This window comes from Caldimonas brevitalea (genome assembly GCF_001017435.1).
In the GTDB taxonomy this organism is placed as follows: Bacteria; Pseudomonadota; Gammaproteobacteria; order Burkholderiales; family Burkholderiaceae_C; genus Caldimonas; species Caldimonas brevitalea.
In genome coordinates, this window is sequence record NZ_CP011371.1 from 5,335,308 (window position 1) to 5,346,050 (window position 10,743).

General features: G+C 68.0%; 8 protein-coding genes. 5 read left to right on the forward strand and 3 right to left on the reverse strand.

Annotation, left to right across the window (positions count from 1 at the left end; genetic code table 11):
* The first annotated feature begins 39 nt into the window (after positions 1 to 39).
* The 4 genes from AAW51_RS22475 to groL all read left to right on the forward strand — a co-directional run bounded on the left by AAW51_RS22475 (position 40) and on the right by groL (position 4,891).
* Positions 40 to 1,146: a catalase family protein gene (locus AAW51_RS22475; protein WP_047196390.1), complete on the forward strand. Its 1,107-nt coding sequence runs from the start codon at positions 40 to 42 to the stop codon at positions 1,144 to 1,146.
* Positions 1,147 to 1,193: 47 nt separating this feature from the next.
* Entirely contained in the window at positions 1,194 to 2,534 is a 1,341-nt protein-coding gene (locus AAW51_RS22480) for a PQQ-dependent sugar dehydrogenase (RefSeq protein ID WP_047196391.1), read from the forward strand.
* Between the two features lie 370 nt (positions 2,535 to 2,904).
* The gene (gene groES / locus AAW51_RS22485; RefSeq protein WP_047196392.1) at positions 2,905 to 3,195 is read left to right on the forward strand and encodes a co-chaperone GroES; all 291 of its coding nucleotides are present in this window, start codon (positions 2,905 to 2,907) and stop codon (positions 3,193 to 3,195) included.
* 55 nt (positions 3,196 to 3,250) lie between these two features.
* Positions 3,251 to 4,891, forward strand: a complete 1,641-nt coding sequence (groL, locus tag AAW51_RS22490; RefSeq protein WP_047196393.1) for a chaperonin GroEL — start codon at positions 3,251 to 3,253, stop codon at positions 4,889 to 4,891.
* Positions 4,892 to 5,012: 121 nt separating this feature from the next.
* On the opposite strand, the gene AAW51_RS22495 is transcribed toward groL, so the two are convergent.
* The 3 genes from AAW51_RS22495 to yihA form a co-directional block, all read right to left on the reverse strand.
* Positions 5,013 to 7,808, reverse strand: coding sequence for a transporter substrate-binding domain-containing protein (locus AAW51_RS22495; RefSeq protein WP_047196394.1), 2,796 nt, complete (start codon positions 7,806 to 7,808; stop codon positions 5,013 to 5,015).
* A gap of 382 nt (positions 7,809 to 8,190) precedes the next feature.
* Entirely contained in the window at positions 8,191 to 9,102 is a 912-nt protein-coding gene (locus AAW51_RS22500; protein ID WP_047196395.1) for an alpha/beta fold hydrolase, read from the reverse strand.
* Positions 9,103 to 9,168: 66 nt separating this feature from the next.
* Positions 9,169 to 9,909 carry a ribosome biogenesis GTP-binding protein YihA/YsxC gene (gene yihA / locus AAW51_RS22505; RefSeq protein WP_157360013.1) on the reverse strand — a complete coding sequence of 247 codons (741 nt, stop codon included), beginning with the start codon at positions 9,907 to 9,909 and terminating at the stop codon, positions 9,169 to 9,171.
* A gap of 61 nt (positions 9,910 to 9,970) precedes the next feature.
* Here yihA and AAW51_RS22510 point away from each other — a divergent pair, with 61 nt between their 5' ends.
* Positions 9,971 to 10,588 (forward strand): c-type cytochrome, encoded by a 618-nt coding sequence (locus tag AAW51_RS22510; protein ID WP_047196396.1) that lies wholly within the window; start codon positions 9,971 to 9,973, stop codon positions 10,586 to 10,588.
* Positions 10,589 to 10,743: the final 155 nt, after the last annotated feature.

Consider the following 10,743-nt stretch of genomic DNA (forward strand, 5'->3'; position numbering starts at 1 on the left):
CACCGCCCTTCATACCTCTAAATTCAAGGGAGTGTTCCAATGCCGCAAGCGCAGCAACCACTGCAGTACGTCCGCTACAGCGACCAGATCGAAACCCGGCAGGCCGACGAAGAAGAGCTGATCGACAAGATCGTCGCCTCGATGGGCCGGGTGAACCGCAAGGTGTTCGACCGTCACCGCCACGCCACCCGCGACGCGCATGCCAAGAGCCACGGCGTGCTCAAGGGCGAGCTGATCGTCTACGACGGGCTGCCCGAGCCGCTGCGTCAAGGTGTGTTTGCCGCAGCGCGGCGTTACCCGGTGGTGGCGCGACTGTCGAGCGCTCCGGGCGACATCCTCAGCGACCGTGTGCCCTCGCCGCGCGGCATGGCCCTCAAGCTGATCGGTGTCGACGGCCCTCGGCTGCTGCCCGGGCGCGGCGAGGCACGCACGCAGGACTTTCTGCTCGTCAATCATCCCGTGATCCCCTTCGGCCACGTCCACGCCTACTGGGAAGTGCAGCAGACGATGGAAAAGCACGCAGACAACCCGGAACTGGTGCGCCGTGCCGTGGCGGCACTCGCGCGCGGCGCCGGCAAGGTGGCTGACCTGCTGCACGTCGACCATCCGACGCTGGAGGCGGTGGGCAGCCCCGACCTCCACCCGCTCGGCGACACCTACTACAGCATGGCGGCGTTGCGCTACGGCGACTACGTGGCCAAGGTAAGCGCGGCGCCCTTGTCCGAAAACGTGAAGCGACTTGCCGGCCAGCATGTCAACGGCGACGGCGACTCGTTGCTGCGCGACCTGGTGGTCGACTTCTTCGCGGCGCAAGGCGCGGAGTACGAACTGCGTGTGCAGCTGTGCACCGACGTACAGCGCATGCCGATCGAAGACGCCTCGGTGGTGTGGCCCGAATCGGACTCGCCCTACCTGCCGGTCGGCAAGCTGGTGTTCCCGGCGCAGCCGGCCTACAGCCCGGCCCGGCGCGTCTATGCCGACGATGTGTTGTCTTTCAACCCGTGGCACGGCATCGAGGCACATCGCCCCCTCGGCTCCATCATGCGGGTGCGCATCAAGGCTTACGAGATGTCGTCGCGCTTCCGTCATGAGATGAACGTCCGCGAACGCGTGGAGCCCCGCTCGATCGACGAAATTCCGGACTGATCGAGCACGTCGCGCTCGACGCGGCTCATGCCACCGAAGGAGAACCGATGCACCCCCACCTGCCCTCTCCCTCCCGCCCGCTGCGACGGACGGCCGTCCTGGCCTGCGGCCTGGCGCTGCTGGGCTGCGGTGACACCGCGAACCTGACGGTCGCTGCGGGCACGGGGCCGGCGCCCCAACTGCCCGAGCCCAACCGCACCTTGATCCCCACCGTGCACATCGCACCGGCAAAAGGCTGGCCGGAGGGCGGCAAGCCGAGCCCGACCGCGGGCCTGGCCGTGGTGGCCTTCGCACGCGACCTCGACCATCCGCGCTGGCTGCATGTGCTGCCCAACGGCGACGTGCTGGTGGCCGAGAGCAATGCGCCGCCCAAGCCGGAAGGCGGAGGCATCCACGCCTGGGTGATGAAGAAGGTGATGCAGAAGGCGGGCGCAGGGGTGCCGAGTGCCAACCGCATTACCTTGCTGCGCGACACCGACGCAGACGGCATCGCCGAGCAGCGTTCGATCCTGCTCGAAGGGCTCAACTCGCCGTTCGGGATGGCACTGGTCGGCGCGCACCTGTACGTCGCCAACACCGACGCGGTGCTCCGCTTTCCCTATACACCGGGGCAAACCCGGCTGACCACGCCGGGCGAGAAGGTAGTCGACCTGCCGGGCGGGCCGATCAACCACCACTGGACCAAGAACATCATCGCGAGCCCTGACGGCCGCAAGCTCTACGTCACCACCGGTTCGAACAGCAACGTCGGCGAGAGGGGCATGGAACACGAAGAAGGCCGGGCCGCGATCTGGGAAGTCGACCTCCAGAGCCGGACGCACCGCATCTTCGCCTCGGGCCTGCGCAACCCCAACGGCCTGGCCTGGCAACCCGCCACCGGCGCCTTGTGGACCGCCGTCAACGAACGCGACGAAATCGGCAGCGACCTGGTGCCCGACTACATGACCTCGGTGCGCGACGGCGGCTTCTACGGCTGGCCCTACAGCTATTTCGGCCAGCATGTGGACACCCGTGTCTCGCCACCGCGCCCCGACCTGGTGGCCAAGGCCATCGTCCCCGACTACGCGCTCGGACCGCACACCGCGTCACTCGGGCTGGCATGGTCGGGCGGCACCAGCCTGCCGCCCCTCTACGCCAGCGGCATGTTCGTCGGCCAGCACGGCTCCTGGAACCGCAAGCCGCTGAGCGGCTACAAGGTCGTGTTCGTGCCCTTTCGAGACGGCCAACCGAGCGGCCGGCCGCTCGAGGTGCTGACCGGCTTCGTCAATGACCAGGGCGAGGCCCAGGGCCGCCCCGTCGGCGTGGCGCTCGACCAGCACGGCGCCTTGCTGGTGGCGGACGACGTCGGCAACATCGTCTGGCGCGTCACCTCAGCCGCACCCCGCTGAGGCGTTCGCCCCGGCCCGGCGGCGCCGGCCCGACACCGACGCGCTGAACGTGGGCTGGCTTTCCGCGTCCGCCCCCCCGACGACGTAACGGATTGCGGCGTTCGCACACCGCTGTCGCCGCGTTGACCACTGTCGGGCTGCCGGTTGGAGCCGCCCGTTGCTCGCAGCGCGCAGCCGCCCGCCGGGACCGCGGCCCCTCTGGTTCGCCAAGCCCGTAATTCCCCGCTGTTCGTAGTCTCTTGAAACCACGTCGGCCATCCCTATAATTCGTCCTGTTAGCACTCCTTCCAAGCGAGTGCTAGTGATGCAGATGAGCGCTCACTTGCGCTCATTCCTTTTCAGGAAGTGCCTTCTCAACCAAGGAGATGCAATGAAACTTCGTCCGTTGCACGATCGCGTGATCGTCAAGCGCCTCGAAAACGAAACCAAGACCGCTTCGGGCATCGTGATCCCCGACAACGCCGCCGAGAAGCCCGACCAGGGTGAAGTTCTCGCGGTGGGCCCGGGCAAGCGCAACGACAAGGGCGACTTCGTGGCCCTGAACGTCAAGGTGGGCGACCGCGTGCTGTTCGGCAAGTACAGCGGCCAGACCGTCAAGGTCGACGGCGACGAGCTGCTGGTGATGCGCGAAGAGGACCTGTTCGCCGTCATCGAGAAGTAATTCTCCGACCGCAACGACCTCACCCACAAGTTTCAAGCATACGGAGAAATCAAACATGGCAGCTAAAGACGTCATCTTCGGCGGCGACGCCCGTGCCCGCATGGTCGAGGGTGTCAACATCCTGGCCAACGCAGTCAAAGTGACCCTGGGCCCCAAGGGCCGCAATGTCGTGCTCGAGCGCTCCTTCGGCGCCCCCACCGTCACCAAGGACGGTGTGTCGGTCGCCAAGGAAATCGAGCTGAAGGACAAGCTCCAGAACATGGGCGCCCAGATGGTCAAGGAAGTTGCTTCCAAGACCAGCGACAACGCCGGTGACGGCACCACCACCGCCACCGTGCTGGCCCAGGCCATCGTGCGCGAAGGCATGAAGTATGTGGCCGCCGGCATGAACCCGATGGATCTGAAGCGCGGTATCGACCGTGCTGTGACGATCCTGGTCGAGCAGCTGAAGAAGGCTTCCAAGCCGACCACCACCAGCAAGGAAATCGCGCAAGTCGGTTCGATCTCCGCCAACAGCGACGAGTCGATCGGCAAGATCATCGCCGACGCGATGGACAAGGTCGGCAAGGAAGGCGTGATCACGGTCGAAGACGGCAAGTCGCTCGAGAACGAGCTGGACGTCGTCGAAGGCATGCAGTTCGACCGCGGCTACCTGAGCCCCTACTTCATCAACAACCCCGAGAAGCAAGCCGCGCTGCTCGACAACCCCTTCGTGCTGCTCTACGACAAGAAGATCAGCAACATCCGCGACCTGCTGCCCACGCTGGAGCAAGTGGCCAAGGCCGGCCGCCCGCTGCTGATCATCGCTGAAGAAGTCGAAGGCGAAGCGCTGGCGACCCTGGTGGTCAACACCATCCGCGGCATCCTGAAGGTCGTGGCCGTCAAGGCTCCGGGCTTCGGCGACCGTCGCAAGGCCATGCTGGAAGACATCGCCATCCTGACCGGCGGCAAGGTGATTTCGGAAGAAGTCGGCCTGACGCTCGAGAAGGTGTCGCTGGCTGACCTGGGCCAGGCCAAGCGTGTCGAAGTGGGCAAGGAAAACACCACCCTGATCGACGGTGCTGGTGCTGCCGCTGACATCGAAGCGCGCGTCAAGCAGATCCGCGTCCAGATCGAGGAAGCCACCTCCGACTACGACCGCGAGAAGCTGCAAGAGCGCGTGGCCAAGCTGGCCGGCGGTGTGGCCGTGATCAAGGTCGGCGCTGCCACCGAGGTCGAGATGAAGGAGAAGAAGGCCCGTGTCGAAGACGCACTGCACGCCACCCGTGCCGCCGTCGAAGAAGGCATCGTGGCCGGTGGCGGTGTCGCGCTGCTGCGCGCCCGTCAGGCTGCTGGCGAGATCAAGGGTGACAACCCCGACCAAGACGCCGGCATCAAGCTGATCCTGAAGGCCATCGAAGCCCCGCTGCGCGAGATCGTCGCCAACGCCGGCGACGAGCCGAGCGTGGTCGTCAACGCCGTGCTGAGCGGCAAGGGCAACTACGGCTTCAACGCCGCCAACGGCCAGTACGGCGACATGATCGAGATGGGCATCCTGGACCCGACCAAGGTGACCCGCACGGCACTGCAAAACGCCGCCTCGGTCGCTTCGCTGATGCTGACGACCGAGTGCATGGTCGCCGAAGCGCCGAAGGAAGACGCGCCCGCCGGCGGCGGCATGCCTGGCGGCATGGGCGGCATGGGCATGGACATGTAATGTCTTTGTCCTGATCTGCTGACAGCCGATCGAAAAGGGCCGCTGCACAGCGGCCCTTTTTTTCTTTTCGCTCGCGCAGGGTCTGTCTCATGATCACGTATGGGTGGGATAGGGCCCGAAACTATCCGCCGCGCGACCAGGCGGCATGCTGCAGCAATCGGCCGACCAACAGCCGCACGTCGCCGGCCTTCTGCAGAGAGATCTTCACGCCGGCCTCCTGCAATCGCGACACCAAGGCTTCGTCGCGTTCGGCTGACATCACCGCGACCGTGCCCGGCATGCCGCCCGGGCGCTGGCGCAGCACGTCGAGGATCGGAAACACGTCCCCATCGGGCAGGTTCACGTCGCTCAGCACCGCCTCGATCGGCGGCCCGTCGGCCTGCAGGGCTTCGATGGCCTGCGCGACCGTCGTCGCCGTGTGCACCTCGAAGCCCTGTTGCTCGAGCGCCTGCTCGAGCAACATCGCGTAGACCTCGGCATCCTCCACCAGCAGCACCCGCGGCCGGGCGCGCTCCCGGGCCGGCGGGTCAGCCGGGAGCGGCTCGCCGTCGACACGGCGCGCCTGCAAACTCAGCACCACCGTCGTCCCCACCCCGGGTTGGCTGTGCAGGGTCAACTGGCCGTGCATCAGCACGGCGAGGTCACGGCACAACGCCAGCCCCAGACCCGAGGCGCTCTCGGATGCAGCGCGGCCTTGTGCGCCGACGAAATAACGCTGAAACAACTGCGCCTGCTCCTGCGCCGTCAGCCCGGGCCCCTGGTCGGACACGGCGATCTCGACGGTGTCATGCGCCGGCTGGCGGCCCTCCACCGGCTCGCAGCGCACCCGGACGCACACTTCACCGGCGTGCGAGTACTTGATCGCGTTGCTGAGGAGGTTGCGCACGATCTGCTGCAGCCGCATCGCATCGATGCACAGCAGGGGGTCATGCTCGGCCGGCACCAGCCGCAGCGACAAGCCCTTGGCCTGTGCCGCCGGCCGCATCTCCTCGACGACGCTGCTCAGCGCCGGCGTCAGCCGGGCCGACTCGACGCTCAGCTTGAGCCGCCCTTCCTCCAGCCGGTCGCGATCGAGCAGGTTGTTCAGCAGCCCCAGCGTCGCCCGGGCCGACGCGGCGAGCGGCGCGATGATGTTCGGCGTCGCCTGCTGCGCGCTGCGCAGCAACTCGGTACCGGCGATGACCGAGTGCAGCGAATTGCGCACCTCGTGCGCGAGAAAGGTGACGAAGCGCTCGACGGCAACGCTGTGGCGCTCGGCCTCTTGCTGCGCCAGGCGCGTGCGCCGCACTTCATCGCGCAGCCGGCCGATGTGCCACCACCAGGCGCCGAGCAGGACCAGCAGCAAGCCGACCGCCCACGGCAAGGTTCGCAGCAGCGCGACACGCACCGCCCGCTGCGGCGAGGGTGGCGCAATCCAATGGCGCTTCAGCTCCACCAGTTCGTCCTGCATCACCGCGTCGAGCGCCCGCCTGAGCAAAGGCGGCAGAGCCGCGTCGGTCCGCGCCACGGCCAGCGCGTGTTCGTGGCGCACCTCGCCGACGGCCCCGGTCAGTTGCATGTCGCCGTAGAGGCGCTCGCCCCACTGTGTCGTCACCTCCAACAGCCCCGCCAGCGCCGCGTCGGCCTCGCCACGCCGCACCCGTCCGAGGCAGCGGTCGACGTCGTCACAGGCCACCTGCTTGATGCCGGGGTACCGGGCGTCGATCAGCGGCCGCGAGAAGTGCTGCGCCGGCAGGGCCAGCCGACGCCCGTTCATCTGCTCCAGGTCCCACAGAGTGGTACCGGGACGGCCGATCAGCACCATCGGGTATTCCATGAAGGGCCCGACGAAGCGCAGCTGGCTGCCGAGTTTTCCGGTTTCGATCAAGCCGACGCCGACGTCGATCTCACCGTTCGCCATCGCCTGGGCGATCTCGGGAGCCCCCGCCGCCCGCCAGCGCCCGACGCGCAGCCCGAGCCGTGCGAGCACGACGCGCAGCACGTCGACCGACAGACCCGCCGGCTCACCTGAGGCATCTAGAAAAGTGAAGGGTGGGTGGTGCACCACCACACCGGCGACCAGCGGCCTCATCTCCCGCAGGTGGTGCAGCTCGTGCGCCGTGAACACCAGTTGACTGCTGCGTTTGACCGCCACCGGCCGCGGGCTCCAGCGCTGGATGATCTCGAGTCGACGGGCCTCGCCCAGGGTGTCGAGCGCCGCCGAGATGCGCTGCGCGAGCGCTGCCCGATTCGACGGCACGACAAAATGCAACTCGCCGGACGGCAATGTCAGCGTGCGGGCGAGACGCAACCCCGTCAGGCGCTCGCGCTCGATCAACGCGACGATGGCCGGCTCGGCTTCGAGCAGCATGTCGGCTCGACCCTCGAGCACGCTCCGCAGGCCTTGTTCCAGCGAGCCCACCTCCACCCGCGTGGCCGCCGGGAACAACTCGCGTGCCCTGACCGCCGACACATAACCGGTGACCACCGCGATGCGCCGGCCGCCGAGGTCCGGCGTCGTCGGTGCGGAGGTGTCCGCGGCGCGGGTGACCAGGGCCTGGTTGATCACGGCATAGCCCATCGAAAACGCCAAGCCGCGCTCGCGCTCGGGGGTGCGCGCCACCGAACTGGCCAGATCGATCTTGCCCTGGCGCAGATCGGCTTCCAGGGCCGGGTAACTCTCGTAACGCACCGGGAGGATGACCGCGTCGAGCTTGGGGGCCATGCGTTGCAGCAACTCGAGGTCGGCGCCCCCGGGCGGCCCCCCGGACGGCCACATCTGGAAGGGGCCGAAGTCTGCCAGCAGGCCATAACGCAAGACAGTGCCAGGCGGTGTGTCGGGGCCCGGCGCTGACGGTGCCGACGGCGGGGGTGAAGCTTGCTGCGCCAGCGCCGGCCCGGCTGGATCGTCGAGCAGCAGCGCGAGCAGCGGCAGCACCAGTAGCGCCAGCCGTTGGACCCGGCGGGAGACGGATGGCCCGCGTGGCGGCGCGCGCGCTGGAACTCGCGCCCACGCATCCGCCCCCACCGCCCGTGCGGACAGACGCCCTGCGCTCCCCGTGCCGGCGCCCGAGGCGCACAGGCGGCGGCGACCTCCCCAAGAGGGGACAAGACAGGACGGCAAGGCCACGGCGGTCTCCGGTGATCTTGCCGACGTTAAACGCAGGGTTGTTCCTTGCCAAGGGAAAGGCGAGCCGCCGCAGCGGCGCGCCTTGACGGGTCACGGCGGGCGTGCTGCCGGCTGCGCGGCGAGGGGGAAGCGAGAGGGCCGGCCGGGCACCCAGGCCGCGGCCAGGACCGACGGTGGCGTCGGGAGAACCTTAGCCGGGCACCGGCCCGGCGGCGGAGAAATGCTCGCGCAGCGCCGCGCTCACCAGTTCCGGTTCCTCATGCACGATCCAGTGACTGGCGCCCGGCACACGGCGCAAGGTCATCTGCGGCACATAGGCCTCCAGCCCATCGAGCAGGCCAACCGGCAGCGCCACGTCGTTCTCGCCCCACAGCACCAGCGTGGGCACGCGCACCGTCACCTGCTCCGGCTGGAACTCGATCTTCAGCGCGGCGCGGTCCGCTTCGGTCGGCGGCCGCAGCGGCGAAGCCCGGTAGTAGTTCAGCGGCCCGGTGAGGCCCGCGTCCCACACCGCGCGGTATTGCGCTTTCACCGCGTCGGTCAGCCAGTCCTGCACCACGCCCATGTTGGCGAAGAAGGGCCACAGCTTGGCGTAGTCGTCTGCCGCCAGCAGCGTCTCCGCATCGGGGCGGCACAGGAAGTTCATGTAGGCGCTCGACTCTTGCTGCGCCGGGTTGCGCTGCAGTTCGCGCAAAAATGTCGCCGGGTGCGGCGAGTTCAGGATCGCCAATCGGCCGATCAGCTGGGGCTGCTGCACCGCCAGGTTCCAGGCCACCGCGCCGCCCCAGTCGTGGGCGACCAGACCGGCCACCGGCGCCCCGAGCGATTCGATCAGCGCGACCAGGTCCTGCACCAGGTGCTTGGCCCGGTAGGCTTCGACCTCGGTCGGCTTCGATGAGGCCTCGTAGCCGCGCAGGTTGGGCGCCACACAACGCCAGCGGTCGGCCAGCGACAGCATCACGTCGTCCCAGATGAAGGCCGCCTCGGGAAAGCCGTGCAAGAACACCAGCACCGGGGCATCGCGGGGGCCGCAGGCGCGGCACGAGAGCCGGATCCCGTGCGGCAGGTCGGCGAAGTAGGTCTCGATCGCGGGAGAGGTCATCGACGGGCTCCGATCATGCTGACTTGGTTGACGAGTATCAAGTCGGCCTGTCGGACGCCGCGTCACCTAGGCGACGTCGGCCGGCCCGGGTGCCGGCTCCGGATGGGCCCAGCCGTGCAGCGTCAGCGCCAGGTCTTCGAGCCCGGACTTGTTGAGCGCCGAGAACAGCGTGATGCCGATGTCGGCCTCGTCGGTGACGAACTCGCCCAACACCTGCTGGGCGTCGCGCAGCGCCTGCGCCTGTTCCTTGCGGTTGAGCTTGTCGGCCTTGGTCAGCACCACCAGCAGCTTGACCTGGCCAGAGCTCACGCGCGGCGCGACGAACTGCAGCAGCTGGTGGTCGAGGTCTTTGATGCCGTGGCGCGGGTCGACCAGCAACACCACGCCGCTCAGGCAGCGCCGCACTTCGAGGTAGTTGGCCATCACCTCCTGCCAGCGCAGCTTGGCCGAGCGCTCGACCGCCGCATAGCCGTAGCCCGGCAGGTCGGCGAACACCGTGTCCGCGGCGGCTTTCGGGCCCAGCTCGAACAGGTTGATGTGCTGCGTGCGGCCGGGCGTCTTGGACGCGAAGGCCAGCTGGCGCTGCTGCGTCAGCGTGTTAATGGCGGTGGATTTGCCGGCGTTGGACCGGCCGACGAAGGCGATCTCCGGCAGCTCGTGTTGCGGCAGTTGGTCGAGCTTGCTCGCGGTGGTCAAAAAACGCGCGGTGTGGGCCCAGCCGAGTGCCACCTTGGCGGTGACCTCGGCAGGCGAAGGACCCGCGGACGGGGGCTGGGAGGGTGCGCCGGAGCGTTGGGATTCGGACATTGTGGAGCGCATTGTAAAATCCCGCGGTTTTGCACCCGGCCCACAAAATCCCTCCCACGCCATGAAATCTGTCGTTTCCTTGCTGCTCGCTGCCTTCGCAGCGGCTCCTGCCGTGGCGGCCGACGCCGCGGCTCCCGCAAAGCCCGACCTTGCCAAGGGCCAGGCCATCGCCACCCAGGTGTGTGCGGCCTGCCACGCGGTCGACGGCTCGCGCGGCAGCCCGGCCAACCCCATCCTGCAGGGTCAGCACCCGGAATACATCGTCAAGCAGCTGACGGAGTTCAAGGCGGCCAAACGAAAAAACCCGGTGATGCAGGGCTTCGCGGCAGCGCTCAGCGAGGCCGACATGAAGAATGTGGCGGCCTTCTACGCCAGCAAGGAAGTCAAACCCGGCTTTGCCAAGAACAAAGAGCTGGTCGAGCTGGGCGAGAAGATCTACCGCGGCGGTATCGCCGACAAGCAGGTGCCCGCTTGCGCCGGCTGCCACAACCCCACCGGGGCCGGCATCCCGTCGCAGTACCCCCGCCTGGGCGGCCAGCACGCCGACTACACGCTGGCGCAGCTGAACGCCTTCCGCGCCGGTGCCCGTGCCAACAACGCCCAGATGAGCGCGATCGCGTCGAAGATGTCGGATCGCGAGATCCAGGCGGTTTCCGACTACATCGCCGGTTTGCGCTGAAGCGCAACTGGACGCCGGGCCCGAAGGCCTGTCGACACGGCGGTGGCGGATGCGGTGCGGCGTGAAGGCCGTGGGCCAGGCGCAACACGCAACCGCGTCAGTGACGGCAGCCCGTGCCGGGCGGCCCTGATGGCCGACAGAGGCGGGTCCCGGGA

What these genes read in the sequence shown, in the direction of transcription:
- AAW51_RS22475 (WP_047196390.1), top strand. Translation starts at nt 40, where the DNA reads ATGCCGCAAGCGCAGCAACCACTGCAGTACGTCCGCTACAGCGACCAG.
- AAW51_RS22480 (WP_047196391.1), top strand. Translation starts at nt 1,194, where the DNA reads ATGCACCCCCACCTGCCCTCTCCCTCCCGCCCGCTGCGACGGACGGCC.
- groES (WP_047196392.1), top strand. Translation starts at nt 2,905, where the DNA reads ATGAAACTTCGTCCGTTGCACGATCGCGTGATCGTCAAGCGCCTCGAA.
- groL (WP_047196393.1), top strand. Translation starts at nt 3,251, where the DNA reads ATGGCAGCTAAAGACGTCATCTTCGGCGGCGACGCCCGTGCCCGCATG.
- AAW51_RS22500 (WP_047196395.1), bottom strand. Translation starts at nt 9,102, where the DNA reads ATGACCTCTCCCGCGATCGAGACCTACTTCGCCGACCTGCCGCACGGG.
- yihA (WP_157360013.1), bottom strand. Translation starts at nt 9,909, where the DNA reads ATGTCCGAATCCCAACGCTCCGGCGCACCCTCCCAGCCCCCGTCCGCG.
- AAW51_RS22510 (WP_047196396.1), top strand. Translation starts at nt 9,971, where the DNA reads ATGAAATCTGTCGTTTCCTTGCTGCTCGCTGCCTTCGCAGCGGCTCCT.